We start from the raw sequence: 16,918 nt of genomic DNA on the forward strand, positions 1-16,918 counted from the left end.
CGGCGGCGTCGTTAATGCACTGCCGCCGGCGGATCAGAAGCGCTCGTAGTCGAGCAGGTAGCGCCACTGCCCCGGCTGCAGGCCCGCCATCGGCACCCGCCCGATGCGGATCCGGCGCATCTCGACGATCTCCAGCCCGACCTCGCGGCACATGTGGTCGATCAGTCCCGGGCGCACGTCCTTGAGCGCGAAGCGCAGCCGGTGCTCGCTCTGCCAGCTCACCTTCATCGGCGCGATCGGCTTGCCGCTGAACGTCAATCCGTGGTTCAGCAGCGCAAGGCCGCCTTCCTTGATGCTGCCGCTGACGTCGACGATGTACTCCTGCTCGACGCGCGCGGCGTCGTCCACCAGCTTGCGCGCCACGCGGAAGTCCTGGGTGTAGACCACCAGCCCGCTCGCATCGGTCTCCAGCGGGGACGTCAAGGTCAGTTTCTGCAGGTGGCGCTTGAGGAAGCGCGGCTGTCCGTGCCCTTGCGCGAGCATCTCGGGCGCCAGGCAGGCCAGCGCCGGTTCGCCGCGCGCGCCGACGCCGGAATTGAAGCCGGCCGGCTTGTGCAGCAGGATGGTGACCGGCGGCGCTTCCTCGGCTGAAGCGCCGGGCAGCACGCGCACGTCCTGCGAAGGCAGCACACGGCTGGCCGGATCTTCCACCACGGCGCCGTCGACGCTGACGCCGCCGCCGGCGATGTAGCGCTCGGCCTCGGCGCGCGAGCAGCCGAGTTGCGCCGCGACGCGCTTGGCCAGGCGAATGCCCTCCGCAGTCATCTCGTCGCTCATTGGTCCCGCCAGTCGGCGAAGAAGGCCTGGAACACCTCGACCGTGCGCGCCACATCGTGCGCACTCACGTCCAGGTGCGTCACCAGGCGGGTGCGCGGGCCGATCGAGGCGCGGATATGGGCGCGCGCCAGGTACTGGCGCAGCGGCTCGCAGGCAGCTGCCGGAATGTCCAGCCAGAAGATATTGGTCTGCGGCGCGCCCACCTTCAGCTGCCCGATCTGCGACAGGCCCTGCGCCAGCGCGGCGGCGTTGGCGTGATCCTGCGCCAGGCGCCCCACGTTGTGCTCGAGCGCGTAGTGCGCGGCCGCGGCGATGACGCCGGCCTGGCGCATGCCGCCGCCCAGCATCTTGCGCCAGCGCTTGCCCTGCTCGATGAAGGCCTTGGGGCCCAGCAGCACGGAGCCGACCGGCGCGCCCAGGCCCTTGGACAGGCAGACCGAGACGGTATCGAAGCCCTGTACGACCTCGCGCAGGCTGATGCCCTGCTTGACGGCCGCGTTGGCGATGCGGGCGCCGTCCAGGTGGGTGGCCAGGCCCTTGCCGTGCGCCAGGCCGGTGGCTGCCTTCACATACTCCTGCGGCAGCACGCGGCCGCCGATGGTGTTTTCCAGCGCCAGCAGGCGGGTGCGCGCGAAGTGCATGTCGTCGGGCTTGATGTAGGCCTCGATATCGGCCAGGGAGATCGAACCGTCCGGCTGGTTGGCGATCGGCTGCGGCTGGATCGAGCCCAGCACCGCGGCGCCGCCGCCTTCGTACTTGTAGGTGTGCGCTTCCTGGCCGACCAGGTACTCGTCGCCACGGCCGCAGTGGGTCATCAGGGCGATCAGGTTGGTCTGGGTGCCCGAGGGGGCGAACATGCCGGCTTCGTAGCCGAACAGCTCGGCAGCATAGTCCTGCAGGCGGTTGACCGAGGGGTCGTCGCCGTACACGTCGTCGCCGACGTCCGCCGCCGCCATCGCGGCGCGCATGGCTTCCGACGGCTGGGTGACGGTGTCGCTGCGCAGGTCGATCCACTTGTGCTTGGTGTCGCTCATCTCGTTCTCAGTCTGCTGTGACAGGTGTATAAAAGCGCTGCTTCATTTCGTCGAGGCCCAGCTCGGCCATCACTTCCTGCAGGCGTTCGGTCGGGCGGCGGCGCGGCAGGTTCTTGTAGGTCGCGACGATGAGCTCGTTCTTCATCGAGTGTTCCCAGCCCACCAGTTCGGTCACGGTCACCTGGTAGCCGTGCGCTTCCAGCTGCAGGCAGCGCAGCACGTTAGTCACCTGGCTGCCGAACTCGCGGGTGTGGATCGGGTGGCGCCAGATTTCGGTGAGCGCGCTGCGGCCCAGGTCCTTGCCCTTGTTCTTGCGCAACACGGTGGCCACCTCGGCCTGGCAGCACGGCACCAGCACCATGTGCCTGGCCTGCTTCTTGAGCGCGAAGTCGATGGCGTCGTCGGTGGCCGTGTTACAGGCGTGCAGCGCGGTGACGATGTCGATGGTGGGCGGCAGCTCCGTCGAGGTGGTCGATTCCGCCACCGACAGCGGCAGGAAGGACATGCCGGCAAAGCCCAGGCGCGCGGCCAGATCAAGCGACTTGCTGACCAGCTCTTCGCGGGTCTCGATGCCGTAGATGTGCGAGCCCGCTTCCAGTCCCTTGAAGAACAGGTCGTACAGGATGAAGCCGAGGTAGGACTTGCCGGCGCCGTGGTCGACCAGCGAGACGCTGCCCTTCTCCTGCAGCACGTCTTTCAGCAGCGGCTCGATGAAGTTGTACAGGTGGTAGACCTGCTTGAGCTTGCGGCGGCTGTCCTGGTTCAGTTTGCCGTCGCGCGTGAGGATGTGCAGTTCCTTCAGCAGCTCGATCGACTGGCCGGGGCGGACTTCGGGCGGCAGCTCGGGCGCTGCCGTTGGTTTGGGGGTGTGCTTAGCGTGCTTCATCGATCCATGCTGCCTGAATGGCTTCCAGTACCCGTTCGCCGCCGCGCGTGCGGTCGTCGCTGAAGCCCTCGAGCGCGAGGACCCAGTTGTGCAGGTCGACGAAGCGCACGGTGGCGGGGTCGACGTCCGGGTGTTTCTCGTACAGGGCCTCGGCGATGGCCGAGACATCGGTCCACTTCATGGCAGCCTCCTGTCTGGTGGGCCTCAGTGATTCTTCTCTGCTGCGTGGTTGATGGTGTACTTCGGGATCTCGACGACCAGGTCTTCGTCGGCGACGATGGCCTGGCAGGACAGGCGCGAGTTCGGCTCCAGGCCCCATGCCTTGTCGAGCATGTCTTCTTCTTTTTCTTCCTGCTCGTTCAGCGAGTCGAAGCCTTCGCGCACGATCACGTGGCAGGTGGTGCAGGCGCAGACGCGGTCGCAGGCGTGTTCGATCTCGATGTCGTTTTCCAGCAGGACGTCGCAGATCGACTTGCCGGCCGGGGATTCCAGCACGGCGCCGTCAGGGCAGAACACCGGATGGGGGAGGATGACGATTTGTGGCACTTGGGTTACCTCGAAATGTTTTGTTTTTCGTAGGGTGGGCGGGTCTCCCGCCCACGCGGTGATCGTTTCGATCGGAACAGCCGCACAGGCTATGACACCGTCATTTGAACGCGTGGGCGGCAGAGCCGCCCACCCTACGTATAGATGATGCTCAGACCTCGTCCAGCGACTTGCCCGCCAGGACCTTGCGCACGCTCTTGTCCATCCGGCGCGCCGCGAATTCTTCGGTGCCCCTGGCCAGCGCCTGCACCGCCGCGTGCAGGCCGTCCTGGCGCTGCCCTGCGTCGAGCGCGGCGTCGTTGGAGCGGTGGATCGCATCGCGCACACCAGTCACCAGCCTGGCCACTTCTTCCTGCTCGGCATCGTCGAGGAGTTCGGAATCGGCGTCCAGCGCCGACTGCGTCGCCAGCAGGATGCGCTCGGCCTCGACCTGCTCTTCGCGCAGCGCGCGCATCTGCATGTCGCCTTGTGCCGAGCTGTACGAATCCTGCAGCATGCGCGCCACTTCGTCGTCGCCGAGGCCGTAGGACGGCTTGACGGTGATCGCGGCTTCCACGCCCGAGCGGGTTTCGCGGGCCGATACCGACAGCAGGCCGTCCGCGTCCACCTGGTAGGTGACGCGGATGCGCGCGGCGCCGGCCGCCATCGGCGGGATGCCGCGCAGCTCGAAGCGCGCCAGCGAGCGGCAGTCGGAGACCAGCTCGCGCTCGCCCTGCACCACGTGCACCGCCAGTGCGGTCTGGCCATCCTTGAAGGTCGTGAATTCCTGGGCGCGGGCGCACGGGATGGTCGAGTTGCGCGGGATGATCTTCTCGACCAGGCCGCCCATGGTCTCGATGCCGAGCGAGAGCGGGGTCACGTCCAGCAGCAGCCAGTCGTCGCCTTCGGCGCGGTTACCGGCCAGCAGGTTGGCCTGCACGGCGGCGCCCAGCGCCACCACCTTGTCCGGGTCGATGTTCGCGTGCGGGATGGTGTGGAAAAAGTCGCCCACGGCCCGGCGCACGTGCGGCATGCGGGTCGCGCCGCCGACCATCACGACGCCGTCGACGTCCTCGACGCTCACGTCGGCGTCGCGCATCGCCTTGCGGATCGCGTTCATGGTCTTGGCGACCAGGTGCTTGGTGATCTCGGCGAAGGTCTGGGCGGTGATCGTCACCTGCACGATCTCGCCCGATTTCAGGATCGCCTCGACGCTCGTCTCGTCGTTGGTCGACAGCAGTTCCTTGGCCTGGCGCGCCTTGACCATCAGGGTGGCGGTGTCTTGCTCGGACAGCGGCGCCAGCTTGGCCTGCTCGACGATCCAGCAGAACAGGCGGTGGTCGAAGTCGTCGCCGCCCAGGGCCGAGTCGCCGCCGGTGGACAGTACTTCGAACACGCCTTTCGACAGCTTCAGGATCGAGATGTCGAAGGTGCCGCCGCCCAGGTCGTACACGGCGTAGACGCCTTCCTTGCCGTGGTCGAGGCCATAGGCGATGGCGGCCGCGGTCGGCTCCGACAGCAGGCGCAGCACGTTGATGCCGGCCAGCTGGGCCGCATCCTTGGTGGCCTGGCGCTGGGCGTCGTCGAAATAGGCCGGCACGGTGATCACGGCGCCCACCAGCTCGTCGCCGAGCGAATCCTCGGCGCGCTGGCGCAGCGTGGCCAGGATCTGGGCCGAGGTCTCGACCGGGCTCTTCACGCCGGCGACGGTCCTGATCTGGACCATGCCGTGACCGCCTTCGCGGTCACCATCCACGAAATCGTAGGGCATGTTCTCGGCGTGGGCGATGTCCTTCAGGCCGCGGCCCATGAAGCGCTTGACCGAGACGATGGTGTTCTTCGGATCGACCGTCTGGCAGGCCTGGGCCTTGTAGCCGATGTTGGCGTGGCCGTTCGGCAGGTAACGCACGACCGATGGCAGCAGCGAACGGCCGTCCTCGTCGCTCAGCACTTCCGGGCTGCCGCTGCGCACGGTGGCAACCAGCGAGTTGGTGGTGCCCAGGTCGATGCCGACCGCCAGGCGGTGCTGGTGCGGGGCGGTGGACATGCCGGGTTCGGCGATTTGGAGTAGTGCCATTGTCGTGTTACCTGTTTTCTTGTTATATGCGACGACGTATCGTCATTGTAGGGTGGGCGGGTTCCCCGCCCACGCGTTCAACAGATGCATGCGTTGCCACGGTGCACATTTGAGTTGGACGCGTGGGCGTTCGGAGATCAGGCCACTGGCCTGATCTCCCCCGCCCACCCTACGAAAACCATTCGTTGTTACGCGTCCAATGCCTCGAACGCGTACTGTACCTCTTCCCCGAACTTATCGAGGAACATCATCGCGCGCACGCCCTGGGCGGCGGCGTGATAGTCGCCCGCGTCGAGCTGCTTGCCGACCTGTTCCAGCATGCCCTTGCGCTCGCGCCGCACCTGCGCATCCAGCGCGTCCAGGGCCGCCGCATCTTTCGAAGCACGCGCATCGTCGAGCGCTTCGCGCCATTCCATCTGCTGCATCAGGAAGCTGGCCGGCATTGCCGTGTTCGACTCGGTCTGCAGGTCGACGCCGTTGATCTCGCACAGGTACTGCGCGCGCTTCTGCGGATTACGCAGGATTGCATAGGCCTCGTTGGCGCGGGTCGCCCACTGCATCGCGACGCGTTTTTCGGCGTCGGTGGCGTTCACGAAGCGGTCCGGGTGCACGCGGCCCTGGATTTCGCGGTAGGCCGCGTCCAGGGCATCCTGGTCGACCGCGAAGGTCGCAGGGAGCTGGAACAACTCGAAGTGGTTTTGCTTCATCCTTAGATGCGGAAGCTTTCGCCGCAGCCGCAGTTGTCCTTGACGTTCGGGTTGTTGAAGCGGAAGCCTTCGTTCAGGCCTTCGCGCGCGAAGTCCAGTTCGGTGCCGTCGATGTAGGGCAGGCTCTTCGGGTCGACGAAGACTTTCACGCCGTGCGATTCGAAGACATTGTCTTCGTTCGAGGCTTCGTCGACGTACTCGAGCTTGTAGGCCAGGCCGGAGCAGCCGGTCGTGCGCACACCGAAGCGCAAGCCGATGCCCTTGCCCCGGCGTTCGAGGTAACGGTTGACGTGCTTCGCGGCTTTTTCAGTCAGGGTGATTGCCATAACGCTTCGCTCCAATCTCGCTTACTCGTTACGCCTTGGCGGCGTGCTTGCTCTTGTAGTCGGCCACGGCGGCCTTGATCGCGTCTTCCGCCAGGATCGAGCAGTGGATCTTCACCGGCGGCAGCGCCAGTTCTTCGGCGATCTGGGTATTCTTGATCGACAGCGCTTCGTCCAGCGACTTGCCCTTGACCCACTCGGTCACGAGCGAGCTCGAGGCGATGGCCGAACCGCAGCCGTAGGTCTTGAACTTCGCGTCTTCGATCAGGCCCTGCTCGTTGACCTTGATCTGCAGCTTCATCACGTCGCCGCAGGCCGGTGCGCCGACCATGCCGGTGCCGACAGCGTCGTCGCCCTTGTCGAAGGCGCCGACGTTGCGCGGGTTTTCGTAGTGGTCGAGTACTTTGTCCGAATATGCCATGGTGTTACTCCTTGAATTCTGAAACTGTAATTAGTGGGCTGCCCATTGGATCGAGTTGAGATCGATCCCTTCCTTGAACATGTCCCACAGCGGCGACAGTTCGCGCAGTTTACCGACCTTTGCTTTCAGCAGGTTGACGGCGAAGTCGATGTCTTCCTCGGTCGTGAAGCGGCCGATGGTGAAGCGGATCGAGCTGTGCGCCAGCTCGTCGCTGCGGCCCAGGGCGCGCAGCACGTAGGACGGCTCCAGCGAGGCCGAGGTGCAGGCCGAACCGGACGACACGGCGATGTCCTTGATCGCCATGATCAGCGACTCGCCCTCGACGTAGTTGAACGACACGTTGAGGTTGTGCGGCACGCGGTGCTCCATGTCGCCGTTGATGTAGACCTCTTCGATCTCCAGCAGGCCCTTGGCCAGGCGGTCGCGCAGCGCCTTCACGCGCTCGAGTTCCGACGCCATTTCTTCCTTGGCGATGCGGAAGGCTTCGCCCATGCCGACGATCTGGTGGGTCGGCAGCGTGCCCGAACGCAGGCCGCGCTCGTGGCCGCCGCCGTGCATCTGCGCTTCCAGGCGCACGCGCGGCTTGCGGCGCACGTACAGGGCGCCCACGCCCTTCGGGCCATAGGTCTTGTGCGCGGTGAAGGTCATCAGGTCGCACTTGGTTTTGTTCAGGTCGATCTCGACCTTGCCGGTCGCCTGGGCGGCGTCGCAGTGGAAGATGATGCCCTTCGAGCGGCACAGTTCGCCGATCTCGTCGATCGGCTGGATGACGCCGATCTCGTTATTCACCAGCATGACCGAAACCAGGATGGTGTCCGGACGGATCGCGGCTTCCAGCTGGGCGACGGTGATCAGGCCATTGTCTTGCGGCTCGAGGTAGGTCGCGTCGAAGCCCTGGCGCTCGAGTTCGCGCACGGTGTCCAGCACGGCCTTGTGCTCGGTCTTGACGGTGATGATGTGCTTGCCCTTGGTCTTGTAGAAGTGGGCGGCACCCTTCAGGGCCAGGTTGTTCGATTCGGTCGCGCCCGAGGTCCAGATGATCTCGCGCGGATCGGCGCCGACCAGGGCGGCGACGTTGGCGCGCGCTTCCTCGACCGCCGCTTCGGCGCTCCAGCCGTACATGTGGCTGCGCGATGCCGGATTGCCGAACTGCTCGCGCAGGTAGGGGATCATCTTGTCGGCCACGCGCGGATCGATCGGAGTGGTCGCCGAGTAATCCATGTAGATCGGGAAATGCGGCGCAGTCACGAAGCTCTGCTCGGTTTTTTTGTCCAAAGGCGCGTTCATCAGTTCACTCCGGTTTCAACTTGGTTTTGTACGGCAGCGGCACGGTGCACCACCACGACGTTCTGTTCTTTCTGCTTCTGCTGGTCGACCAGGTCTTGCAGCGAGACCGAATCGAGGTAGTCGACCATCTTGGCGTTCAGCGTGGTCCACAGCTCGTGGGTCATGCAACGGGTGCCGGAAGCAGCGTCGGCGCCGTGACAATTTTCTTTGCCGCCACACTGGGTGGCATCGAGCGGCTCGTCGACCGCGATGATGATGTCGGCCACCGTCACCTTGTCGGCGGACCGGGCCAGGCTGTAGCCGCCGCCGGGGCCGCGGATCGACTCGACGATCTGGTGGCGGCGCAGCTTGCCAAACAATTGCTCCAGGTACGAGAGCGAAATGGCCTGGCGCTGGCTGATGCCCGACAGCGTGACCGGACCATTGCCCTGGCGCAGCGCGAGGTCGATCATCGCAGTAACAGCAAAACGGCCTTTGGTGGTCAGACGCATCACAACCCCGGTTAATGGTAAAATGTTTCTTCTTTTCAACCCATCGGTGCAGCGCAACAATCAAATCTGTTGAGAGAGCCTGCCGAATAACCCGATTAGTTGATCGATTTAGTCAAGTATAGCAAATCCTGACTCCCTTGTCTTGGAGGCCCCCAAAACCACGGGGGCCAACTCTCTCTCCCCCTGCTCCGCTTTGACGCTTATTGCAAGCGCAACAATTCCATGGGTCCGAACAGCGCCTGCATCCCCTTGTGCCGGATGAAGGACAGGTTGTAGGGATGCTCGGCGTGGATCTGCGGCAGGCGCGCCGCTTCGGGCAATTTTTTCAATTGCTCGGCAATCTTTCCCCACAAAACCAGGGTCGGCGGCTGCGCCTGCCCGGCCAGGGCGGCCAGCACCGTCTGCAGGAAGGGTTGCCAGGCGCGCGCATCGATTGCCGGCGGCACGTGCTTGCGAAACACCAGCGCCGCATTCAGCAGCAGGAAGCCGTGACCCAGCAGATTGTCCTGCAGCTGGGCCAGGGTCTGGATCGTGCCCGCGCCCGCGCTGCGCGCCCTTTGCGCCACCGGCAGCATCGCGCTGCCGCCGGTGTCGTTTTCCTGCAATTGGCCTTCCGCCACCAGCAGCATCTTCATGAAGTTGCGCAGCGAGGTGGCGCGGTTGACCGCCTTCGATAGCCCGGTTTCCGACCACAGGTCGCCCACCGCCCCATCCATGAAGCACACCCCGGTCGCGCTCTCGGCGCGCGGGTAAGGCCCTTCTCCCACCAGTACGTGGCTCACCCGGTCCAGTAGCTGGACGAAGGCGGCGAACAGGCGTCCCTCGGTAGGCAGGTAGTCGTCCACCGCCAGCGCCGGCAGGTAGGCCGGATCGGCGGCGGCGACGGCCTGCAGGCCGGCCTCCAGGACCGGGCGCCAGGAGGCATCGGCAAGGTCGAGGGCGGCGAGGATCGGGGCCGGAATGGGATGCTTGGACATGGCGAGATAGCAAGGCGGAACGAGGCGGCATTGTAGCCCAGGGGCCGGCGCATTCCCACCGTCAATCTAGCGTCCGCTTTTGGCAAATCAAGGCATGATTTTCCCGCTGCCCGCCCCGTCGGGAACGGGCTTTCCACCAACCACGCAGGAGCCTGGTGGGGATCGTGTCGCTGGGCGACATCGCAACCAAGACGGCCGGGTCGGCGGACCAGGCGCTGGATGAGACTTCGTCGCCGTCGGAGCCGGATCGGTCGGCGACCAGGCACTGAAAGACACCCGTAGGGTGGGCGGCTCCACCCGCAAGGTGAATGGCCTGCCCTCGGGACGCCGCCCACGCGGTCAAGCCACGGTGCCGCAGCCTGCGCGGCCGGACACCCGCCGCTTGAACGCGTGGGCGGCGCCATCGCTACCGTCGACCAGCAACCCGGGTGGAGCCGCCCACCCTACGGGTCAGCTCAAGCCCGGGCACGACACCTCACTCCGCATCCGGCTGCTGGCCCGGATGCGCCGCCTTGAACGCCGGCAGGTCCACGCACAAGGCATTGATGCGCGCGATGGTCGGATAGGCATCGACGTCGATATCGAAGCGCTTCGCATTGAACACCTGCGGAATCAGGAAGCAGTCGGCCATGGTGGGCGTATCGCCGTGGCAGAAGCTGCCGGTGCCCGGGTTGCGCGCCAGGTGGGCCTCCAGCGAGCGCAGGCCTTCGATGACCCAATGGCGGTACCAGTCGGTCTTGGCCTGTTCCGGCTGCCCCAGGTGCTTCACCAGGTACTTCAGCACGCGCAGGTTGTTGACCGGGTGGATGTCGCAGGCCACGATCTGGGACAGTTCACGCACGCGGGCGCGGCCGATCGCATCCTTCGGCAGCAGCGGCACCAGCGGGTGGACCTCTTCCAGGTATTCGATGATGGCCATCGATTGCGTCAGGGTCATGTCGCCGTCCTGCAGCGCCGGCACCAGTCCGCTCGGGTTGACCGCCAGGTACGCGTCCGTCAGGTGCCGGCCGCCGTCGGCAAGCAGGTGCACCGGCACCGCCTCGTAGTCCAGTCCCTTCAGGTTGAGCGCAATGCGCACCCGGTACGCGGCCGAGCTGCGAAAGTAGGTGTAGAGCTTCATGCCGGCCTCCCCTCCTTGCGATGGTAGTGCGTGACCTCCTGGTCGATCGCGCCGAAGATGCTGGCGCCGTCCTTGTCGACCATCTCGATGCGCACGGTGTCACCATAGCGCAGGAAAGGCGTGGCCGGCTTGCCCTGTTCAATCGTCTCGTACATGCGCACCTCGGCCAGGCAGCAGTAGCCGACGCCGCCGTTGGCGATGCTGGAACCGTGCAGGCTGCCCTGCTTGTTCGACACCGTGCCCGAGCCGACGATGCTGCCGGCGCCCAGCTCGCGCGTCCTGGCGGCGTGGGCCACCAGCTGGGCGAAGCTGAAGGTCATGTCCTCGCCGGCGTTGGGACGGCCGAAGGGGCTGTCGTTGAGGGTCACCAGCAGCGGCAGGTGCAGCTTGCTGTCCAGCCAGGCATCGCCCAGCTCGTCCGGGGTCACGGCCACCGGCGAGAAGGCGCTGGCCGGCTTGGACTGGTAGAAACCGAAACCCTTGGCCAGCTCGTTCGGGATCAGGTTGCGCAGCGATACGTCGTTCACCAGCATCACCAGGCGGATCGCGTCGGCTGCCTCTTCCACGGTGGCGCCCATCGGCACGTCGCCGGTCACCACCGCCACCTCGGCTTCCAGGTCCACGCCCCAGTCTTCCGACAGCACGGCGATCGGGTCGCAGGGGCCGACGAAGGAATCGGAACCGCCCTGGTACATCAGCGGATCGCTGTAGAAGGATTCCGGCACCTCGGCATTGCGCGCCTTGCGCACCAGCTCGACGTGGTTGATGTAGGCCGAGCCGTCGCACCACTGGTAGGCGCGCGGCAGCGGCGAATGGCATTCTTCCTCGATGAAGGACTCGGCCTTCTCGGCCGTCCCCGCGTTCAGGCGCTCGTACACCTTCTGCAGCTGCGGCGCGACTTCCGTCCAGTTGTCGAGCGCACACTGCAGGGTGCGGGCGATCTTCGGCACGGCCTGGCAGGTGACCAGGTCGCGGCTGACGACGACCAGGGTGCCGTCGCGGCCGCCGGCCTTGAGGGAGGCGAGTTTCATTGCTGTTTCCTTTGCGAGGTTTGAGGTGACCCCGCCATTAGAGAGCAAATCGTACTATCATTCAAACAGTATTTTTCGCCCGATTTATTAGATTATCTTATGAATACCGCATCATGAATCCGACCCTGCGCCAGATGCGCGCGTTCGTGGCCCTGGCCCGGACAGGTAACTTTACGCTCGCCGCGCAAGCGATGCACGTCACGCAATCGGCGCTCTCGGGTTTGATCAAGGAGCTGGAACAGACCCTGGGCGCCAAGGTCGTCGACCGCAGCACCCGCAAGGCCCTGCTCACCGACATCGGCAAGGAACTGTACCCGCTGTTCAGCCAGATGATCGACGACCTCGACGGCGCGCTGGCGAACGTCGCCGACCATACCCGCCTGAAGAAAGGCATGGTGCGCATCGCCGCGCCCCAGCTGCTGTCCTGCACCCTGATGCCGGAAGCGATCGCCGCCTACCGCAGCAAGTACCCCGACATCGAAGTGCGGCTGGGCGATACCGGTGTCGACAGCGTGATTGCGCGGGTGCTGTCGGGCCAGGCCGACTTCGGCATCGGCCCCGAGCGCGAACCGGCTCCGCCGCTGGATGCGCGCCCGCTGTTCGAGATGCCCTTCGCGCTGGTGTTCCCGAAAGGGCATGCGCTGGAACGCGCGGCGCGCGTCACCTGGCAGGACGTCGCGCGCTATCCGCTGATCTCGCTGCAGGGCCAGTTCACCGAGCGCCTGCTCGACGACATGCACGCCTCCCTGCGCGAGGTGCCGGTGAAACCCGCCAACGAAGTGAGCTTCATGACCACCGCGCTGGCGATGGCCGCCGCCGGGCTGGGCGTGACGGTCTGCCTGCCCTATGCGGCGCCGCTGGCCGCGCTCTACGGACTGGTGATGCGCCCGCTCGAACAGCCGGTCCTGAGCCGCCGCTTCTTCATCTACACCCGGCCGGGCCGCTCGCTGTCGCCGGCGGCCGAGAGCTTCATCGCCTTCCTCGAAGAATTCGTGCAGCGGGCGGCTCCCGCTGCGGCGCCGTGAAGCCGGCGGCCGTTCGCCATCACCTGGCCGGCTTGGCCGACGGATAGAAGACCTGCTCGCCGCCGGCCTTGAACGAGGCGATCAGCTGCTGGCCTTCGCTCGAGGTGATCCACTCGATGAGCTGCATCGCCCCCTTGTAGTTGACGTGCTGGTGGCGCTCCGGATTGACCGCGATGATGCCGTAGGGGTTGAACATCCTGGAATCGCCCTCGACCGCGATCTGCAAGCCGGTCTTGGCCTGGTAGGCCACATAGGTGGCGCGGTCGGTGAGCGTGTAGGCCTTCATCTCCGCCGCCATGTTCAGCACTTCGCCCATGCCCAGCCCGGCCGAGATATAGGCCGCGCCCTGCGGCTGGGTGCCGATTTGCTTCCAGTAGGCCTTCTCCATCTGGTCGGTGCCCGAGTTGTCGCCGCGCGAGACGAAGCGCGCCTGGCTGGCGGCGATCTTCTTCATCGCGGCCAGCACATCCTTGCCGCCCTTGATCCCGGCCGGATCGCTCACCGGGCCGACCAGCAGGAAGTCGTTGTACATGACGTCGCGCCGGTTCACGCCATGGCCTTCGGCGACGAACTTGTCCTCGGCCGCGCGGGCATGGACCAGGGTCACGTCGACGTCGCCGTTCCTGGCCAGTTCGAGCGCCTTGCCGGTGCCGACCGAGATCACGTTGACCTTCGCCTTGGTCTTGGCTTCGAACCTGGGCAGCAGGTATTGCAGCAGGCCCGAGTTCTCGGTGCTGGTGGTGGTCGAGAGCTTGATGACCTGCTGGGCCAGGGCGGGCGCCGCCGCGGCCAGCAGGAAGCCCAGCAGGGCAAGCTGTTTGTTCAGGAAACGCATGGCAGGTGATCCTTTCCGGTGGCATCCATGTGGGCCCAGGCCCGGGCCGGCCCGCCATCGACATGGGTGGTGCCCCATCCTAAGCTATACTGAAAATCTTTCAATATGAACAAATTTGCATATGTTGCGCGTCAACCTGGCATACACGTTCGACCATTCCCCCTCCCCCCAACGCCAGCTCGGCAATCCCCTGTTCGACATCCTCGGCGCGATCCACGGCTGCGGCTCGGTCGGCGCGGCGGCGGCGCGGCTCGGGTTGTCCTACCGCCACATCTGGGGCGAGCTGAAAAAGTTCGAGACCGCGCTGCGGGCCGAGCTGATCGTGTGGGAGCGCGGCAAGCGGGCGCGCCTGTCGCCCTTCGGCGAAAAGCTGCTGTACGCCGAACGACAGGCCAGGATGCGCGTGCAGCCCCATGTCGACAACCTGATCGCCGAGATGGAGCGCGAGTTCGCGCTGGCCTTCGATCCGCAGGCGCACGTGATCCCCATGTTCGCCAGCCACGACCTGGCCTTGCCGCGCCTGAAGGAATTCATGGCGCGCGAGGCCAAGCTGCACCTCGACCTGCAGTTCCGCGGCAGCCTCGAATGCATCGCCGCCCTGTCGCGCGGCGAATGCCTGCTGGCCGGCTTTCACGTGAGCGAAGACCACGCGCCGGGCAGCATGACGCACAAGGCGTTCAAGTCGATGCTCAAGCCGGGCCGCCACAAACTGATCAATTTCGTCGGCCGGCAGCAGGGCCTGATGCTGGCCGCCGGGAATCCCAAAGGCATCGCTAGCGTCGAGGACCTCGCGCGCGCGGAGGTGCGCTTCGTGAACCGCCAGCCCGGTTCCGGCACCCGGGTCACGATCGAGCAGCTGCTGGCCAGGGCAGGCCTGCGGCCGGAACACATCGCCGGCTTCGACAACACCGAGCCGACCCACCTGGCGGTGGCGGCCAGCATCGCATCGGGCGCAGCGGACGCCGGGTTCGGCATCCAGGCCGCGGCGGCGGCCTTCGGACTGGCCTTCGTGCCGCTGATCCGCGAGCAGTATTATTTCGTCTGCCTGAAGGAGGCGGTGGACCGGCCGCCGGTGAGCAAGCTGCGCGAACTGCTGCGGCGCAGCGAATGGCAGGCCTTGATCGCCGACCTGCCCGGCTACGACATCGCCGCTGCCGGCGAAGTGGTCGCGCTGCGCCGCGCCCTGCCCTGGTATGCGTTCCGGACCCCGAAGCACGCCCCGGCGCCGGCGCCGGCGCCGGAGCACGCGGCAGGCTAGAATAGCGGGCATTCCCGTTTTCCCCGCCACCGATGTCCCTCAATACCATCGAGATCAACCGCCTGATGGACCGTTTCGACAGCCACGACAGCGTCTGGCTGTTCGGCTACGGCTCGCTGATCTTCAAGGCCGATTTTCCCTTCATCGAACGCCGCCCCGCGTCCATCCAGGGCTGGAGCCGGCGCTTCTGGCAGGGCTCGCACGACCACCGCGGCACCGAAGCGGCGCCGGGCCGCGTCGTCACCCTGGTGCCCGACGCAGGCGCGCGCTGCGACGGCATGGCCTACCTGGTCACGCCGGAAGAATTCGCCCACCTCGACCACCGCGAAAAGAACGGCTACCTGCGCCTGGCCACCGAGATGAGGTTCGACGATGGCGGCACGGCCGAAGGCATCGTCTACATCGCCACGCACGAGAATGCCGCCTACCTGGGTCCGGCCAGCGAACGCGACATCGCGCGCCAGATCGCCGGCGCGCGCGGCCCGAGCGGCCCGAACAGCGAATACCTGCTGGAGCTGGCGCGCGCCCTGCGCGAACTCGGCCGGCACGACGAGCACGTGCACGCGATCGAACGCCACCTGCAGGAACTGCTCGGCGCGGCGCCCTGAGCACCCTGAGCACCTGCCGCCAGGGCGCTACCTGCGCGAGAGCTTCAGCACCAGCGGCTGCTTCGGGCGCAGCGAGATGTTCAGCTCCGGTTCCGGCGCGGCCTGCCCGTCCGCCTGCGCCAGCACGAAGCGCTGCAGCAGCATGGCCGCCACCACCGTCATCTCCGCCAGCGCCAGGTGCTGGCCCAGGCATACCCGCGGCCCGGTCCCGAAGGGCATGAAGGCCCCGCGCGGAATCGCCGGCGCGCCGGGCGCAAAACGCTCCGGCCGGAAGGCCTGCGGCTCCGGGAACCAGCGCGGGTCCTGGTGCATCAGGAACACCGGAATCATGAACATGGTGCGCGCCGGGATGGTGAAGCCGCCCAACTCGACGCCGCGGGTCGCACGCCGGCTCATCAGGACCGGCGCGGCCGGATACAGGCGCATGGTCTCGTTCAAGGTCTGGGCCAGGTAGCCGAGCTGCGGCAGGGCGTCCTCGGTCGGCAGGCGTCCCTGCAGCACCGCATCCACCTCGCGCCGCGCCTGTTCCTGCGCCGCCGGATTCGACGCCATGCACCAGGTCCACCAGACCAGGCTGGCGGCCGTGGTCTCGTGCCCGGCCAGGAAGGCCGTCATGCATTCGTCGCGCACCGCCGCCAGCGGCCAGGCGGCCGCATCCTGGCGGTGCAGCGCCAGCAGGCGGCTCAGCAGGTCCTGCGGCCAGGCCTCGTCGGGCAAGGCCAGCCGTGCTTCGATATGCCGCTCGACCATCCCGGTCAGCAGCGCGCTCACCTGGCGCTTGCGGCGCTTCCACGGCAGCCAGTCGGGCGCGCTGGCTGGCCAGAACATCTCGGCATTGCCGTCCACCAGGGCCTCGTGCACCGCAGCTTCCATCGCGCGGGCCTCGCTGCCGATCTCGGACGAAAACATCATGCGCATGATGACGTCCATGGCCAGCGCGGTAAGAAGGCTGTCGATCGGCATGGCGGCGCCCGGCTGCCAGAGCGCCATGGCCGCCTCTGCCGCCTGCGCGATGGTCGGCACGAAGCCCTTGACCGACTTCGGCGCGAAGGCCGGCTGCAGCGCCTGGCGCTTGGCCGCCCAGGGGCCGTGTTCCGCGATGAGGACGCTGTTGCCCTGCAGGTAGGAGAACACCTTGACGCCGCGCTCCCAGCGGATGACGGCGTCGTGGTGCTGCACCAGCAGCTCGCGCACCAGTTGCGGGTCGCTCAACACGATCTGGTGCTCCGGCCAGATGCGCAGGTGGACGACGTCGCCGTAGGCCTGGCGCCAGCCGGCGACGGCGGCCGGCAGGTCGCGCGCCATGTGCGCCAGCAGGCCCCAGCCGGTCAGCCCGGACGGCGGTCCGGGCGGCCAGGTAGCAGGCGCATGCATGGGCGAATGCGCGGGCGGATGCGGCGCCGGCGCCTGGGTGTCGGAAGCGGACGGCATGCCGTCCGCATGGAAGGGGCAGCGGGGAGAATTTGTCGTGTCCATGGCGTCCATTCTTCGCCGTTTCGCCGGCCGCGTCTTGAATGCAAACGACATCGACAGGCC

General features: G+C 66.5%; 19 protein-coding genes. 3 read left to right on the plus strand and 16 right to left on the minus strand.

The annotated features are described in order from the left end of the window. Positions 1-33 precede the first annotated feature (33 nt). The 14 genes from AB3347_RS15930 to AB3347_RS15995 all read right to left on the minus strand — a co-directional run bounded on the left by AB3347_RS15930 (position 34) and on the right by AB3347_RS15995 (position 11,656). Positions 34-777: an rRNA pseudouridine synthase gene (locus AB3347_RS15930; RefSeq protein ID WP_369092776.1), complete on the minus strand. Its 744-nt coding sequence runs from the start codon at positions 775-777 to the stop codon at positions 34-36. Continuing rightward, positions 774-1,811, minus strand: coding sequence for a low-specificity L-threonine aldolase (ltaE, locus tag AB3347_RS15935; protein ID WP_369092777.1), 1,038 nt, complete (start codon positions 1,809-1,811; stop codon positions 774-776). The genes AB3347_RS15930 and ltaE overlap by 4 nt, the downstream gene beginning before the upstream one ends. Before the next feature lie 7 nt (positions 1,812-1,818). Continuing rightward, entirely contained in the window at positions 1,819-2,697 is an 879-nt protein-coding gene (locus tag AB3347_RS15940; RefSeq protein ID WP_369092778.1) for an SAM-dependent methyltransferase, read from the minus strand. Further along, complete coding sequence (iscX, locus tag AB3347_RS15945; protein WP_369092779.1) at positions 2,684-2,878, minus strand: Fe-S cluster assembly protein IscX; 195 nt, start codon at positions 2,876-2,878, stop codon at positions 2,684-2,686. Before iscX ends, AB3347_RS15940 begins: the two co-directional genes overlap by 14 nt. 23 nt (positions 2,879-2,901) lie before the next feature. Next, positions 2,902-3,243, minus strand: a complete 342-nt coding sequence (gene fdx / locus AB3347_RS15950; RefSeq protein WP_036249155.1) for an ISC system 2Fe-2S type ferredoxin — start codon at positions 3,241-3,243, stop codon at positions 2,902-2,904. 151 nt (positions 3,244-3,394) lie between these two features. Further along, a complete protein-coding gene (gene hscA, locus AB3347_RS15955) occupies positions 3,395-5,299 on the minus strand; it encodes a Fe-S protein assembly chaperone HscA (protein WP_369092780.1) in 1,905 nt (634 codons plus the stop codon). Between the two features lie 188 nt (positions 5,300-5,487). Beyond that, positions 5,488-6,006 (minus strand): Fe-S protein assembly co-chaperone HscB, encoded by a 519-nt coding sequence (gene hscB / locus AB3347_RS15960; RefSeq protein ID WP_369092781.1) that lies wholly within the window; start codon positions 6,004-6,006, stop codon positions 5,488-5,490. Between the two features lie 2 nt (positions 6,007-6,008). Then, a complete protein-coding gene (gene iscA / locus AB3347_RS15965) occupies positions 6,009-6,332 on the minus strand; it encodes an iron-sulfur cluster assembly protein IscA (RefSeq protein WP_036249162.1) in 324 nt (107 codons plus the stop codon). A gap of 28 nt (positions 6,333-6,360) precedes the next feature. Continuing rightward, the gene (gene iscU, locus AB3347_RS15970; protein ID WP_369092782.1) at positions 6,361-6,750 is read right to left on the minus strand and encodes a Fe-S cluster assembly scaffold IscU; all 390 of its coding nucleotides are present in this window, start codon (positions 6,748-6,750) and stop codon (positions 6,361-6,363) included. A gap of 30 nt (positions 6,751-6,780) precedes the next feature. Beyond that, positions 6,781-8,037 (minus strand): IscS subfamily cysteine desulfurase, encoded by a 1,257-nt coding sequence (locus tag AB3347_RS15975; RefSeq protein ID WP_369092783.1) that lies wholly within the window; start codon positions 8,035-8,037, stop codon positions 6,781-6,783. After that, the gene (gene iscR / locus AB3347_RS15980; RefSeq protein ID WP_369092784.1) at positions 8,037-8,528 is read right to left on the minus strand and encodes a Fe-S cluster assembly transcriptional regulator IscR; all 492 of its coding nucleotides are present in this window, start codon (positions 8,526-8,528) and stop codon (positions 8,037-8,039) included. The genes AB3347_RS15975 and iscR overlap by 1 nt, the downstream gene beginning before the upstream one ends. A gap of 200 nt (positions 8,529-8,728) precedes the next feature. Beyond that, the gene (locus AB3347_RS15985) at positions 8,729-9,505 is read right to left on the minus strand and encodes a uracil-DNA glycosylase (protein ID WP_369092785.1); all 777 of its coding nucleotides are present in this window, start codon (positions 9,503-9,505) and stop codon (positions 8,729-8,731) included. A 475-nt stretch (positions 9,506-9,980) separates the two neighbouring features. After that, entirely contained in the window at positions 9,981-10,625 is a 645-nt protein-coding gene (gene maiA / locus AB3347_RS15990) for a maleylacetoacetate isomerase (RefSeq protein ID WP_369092786.1), read from the minus strand. Continuing rightward, positions 10,622-11,656, minus strand: a complete 1,035-nt coding sequence (locus AB3347_RS15995) for a fumarylacetoacetate hydrolase family protein (protein ID WP_369092787.1) — start codon at positions 11,654-11,656, stop codon at positions 10,622-10,624. Before AB3347_RS15995 ends, maiA begins: the two co-directional genes overlap by 4 nt. 113 nt (positions 11,657-11,769) lie before the next feature. On the opposite strand from AB3347_RS15995, the gene AB3347_RS16000 reads away from it, so the two are divergent. Beyond that, positions 11,770-12,681: a LysR family transcriptional regulator gene (locus tag AB3347_RS16000; protein WP_369092788.1), complete on the plus strand. Its 912-nt coding sequence runs from the start codon at positions 11,770-11,772 to the stop codon at positions 12,679-12,681. A gap of 19 nt (positions 12,682-12,700) precedes the next feature. Here the strand turns inward: AB3347_RS16000 and AB3347_RS16005 are convergent, their stop codons facing one another. Then, positions 12,701-13,516, minus strand: a complete 816-nt coding sequence (locus AB3347_RS16005) for a substrate-binding domain-containing protein (RefSeq protein WP_369092789.1) — start codon at positions 13,514-13,516, stop codon at positions 12,701-12,703. 121 nt (positions 13,517-13,637) lie between these two features. Between AB3347_RS16005 and AB3347_RS16010 the strand changes: the two genes are divergently transcribed. Both AB3347_RS16010 and AB3347_RS16015 read left to right on the plus strand, forming a co-directional pair. Further along, positions 13,638-14,774 carry a substrate-binding domain-containing protein gene (locus tag AB3347_RS16010; RefSeq protein ID WP_369092790.1) on the plus strand — a complete coding sequence of 379 codons (1,137 nt, stop codon included), beginning with the start codon at positions 13,638-13,640 and terminating at the stop codon, positions 14,772-14,774. Between the two features lie 32 nt (positions 14,775-14,806). Continuing rightward, positions 14,807-15,382 carry a gamma-glutamylcyclotransferase gene (locus tag AB3347_RS16015; RefSeq protein ID WP_369092791.1) on the plus strand — a complete coding sequence of 192 codons (576 nt, stop codon included), beginning with the start codon at positions 14,807-14,809 and terminating at the stop codon, positions 15,380-15,382. Positions 15,383-15,409: 27 nt separating this feature from the next. On the opposite strand, the gene AB3347_RS16020 is transcribed toward AB3347_RS16015, so the two are convergent. Continuing rightward, positions 15,410-16,858, minus strand: coding sequence for a cytochrome P450 (locus AB3347_RS16020; RefSeq protein ID WP_369092792.1), 1,449 nt, complete (start codon positions 16,856-16,858; stop codon positions 15,410-15,412). Positions 16,859-16,918: the final 60 nt, after the last annotated feature.

Source organism: Massilia sp. X63 (genome assembly GCF_041023745.1).
GTDB lineage: Bacteria > Pseudomonadota > Gammaproteobacteria > Burkholderiales > Burkholderiaceae_D > Telluria.

Bases quoted from the DNA above. Each gene is read 5' to 3' on its own strand.
- AB3347_RS15930 (WP_369092776.1), bottom strand. From the start codon at position 777: ATGAGCGACGAGATGACTGCGGAGGGCATTCGCCTGGCCAAGCGCGTC.
- ltaE (WP_369092777.1), bottom strand. From the start codon at position 1,811: ATGAGCGACACCAAGCACAAGTGGATCGACCTGCGCAGCGACACCGTC.
- AB3347_RS15940 (WP_369092778.1), bottom strand. From the start codon at position 2,697: ATGAAGCACGCTAAGCACACCCCCAAACCAACGGCAGCGCCCGAGCTG.
- iscX (WP_369092779.1), bottom strand. From the start codon at position 2,878: ATGAAGTGGACCGATGTCTCGGCCATCGCCGAGGCCCTGTACGAGAAA.
- hscA (WP_369092780.1), bottom strand. From the start codon at position 5,299: ATGGCACTACTCCAAATCGCCGAACCCGGCATGTCCACCGCCCCGCAC.
- hscB (WP_369092781.1), bottom strand. From the start codon at position 6,006: ATGAAGCAAAACCACTTCGAGTTGTTCCAGCTCCCTGCGACCTTCGCG.
- iscA (WP_036249162.1), bottom strand. From the start codon at position 6,332: ATGGCAATCACCCTGACTGAAAAAGCCGCGAAGCACGTCAACCGTTAC.
- iscU (WP_369092782.1), bottom strand. From the start codon at position 6,750: ATGGCATATTCGGACAAAGTACTCGACCACTACGAAAACCCGCGCAAC.
- AB3347_RS15975 (WP_369092783.1), bottom strand. From the start codon at position 8,037: ATGAACGCGCCTTTGGACAAAAAAACCGAGCAGAGCTTCGTGACTGCG.
- iscR (WP_369092784.1), bottom strand. From the start codon at position 8,528: ATGCGTCTGACCACCAAAGGCCGTTTTGCTGTTACTGCGATGATCGAC.
- AB3347_RS15985 (WP_369092785.1), bottom strand. From the start codon at position 9,505: ATGTCCAAGCATCCCATTCCGGCCCCGATCCTCGCCGCCCTCGACCTT.
- maiA (WP_369092786.1), bottom strand. From the start codon at position 10,625: ATGAAGCTCTACACCTACTTTCGCAGCTCGGCCGCGTACCGGGTGCGC.
- AB3347_RS15995 (WP_369092787.1), bottom strand. From the start codon at position 11,656: ATGAAACTCGCCTCCCTCAAGGCCGGCGGCCGCGACGGCACCCTGGTC.
- AB3347_RS16000 (WP_369092788.1), top strand. From the start codon at position 11,770: ATGAATCCGACCCTGCGCCAGATGCGCGCGTTCGTGGCCCTGGCCCGG.
- AB3347_RS16005 (WP_369092789.1), bottom strand. From the start codon at position 13,516: ATGCGTTTCCTGAACAAACAGCTTGCCCTGCTGGGCTTCCTGCTGGCC.
- AB3347_RS16010 (WP_369092790.1), top strand. From the start codon at position 13,638: ATGTTGCGCGTCAACCTGGCATACACGTTCGACCATTCCCCCTCCCCC.
- AB3347_RS16015 (WP_369092791.1), top strand. From the start codon at position 14,807: ATGTCCCTCAATACCATCGAGATCAACCGCCTGATGGACCGTTTCGAC.
- AB3347_RS16020 (WP_369092792.1), bottom strand. From the start codon at position 16,858: ATGGACACGACAAATTCTCCCCGCTGCCCCTTCCATGCGGACGGCATG.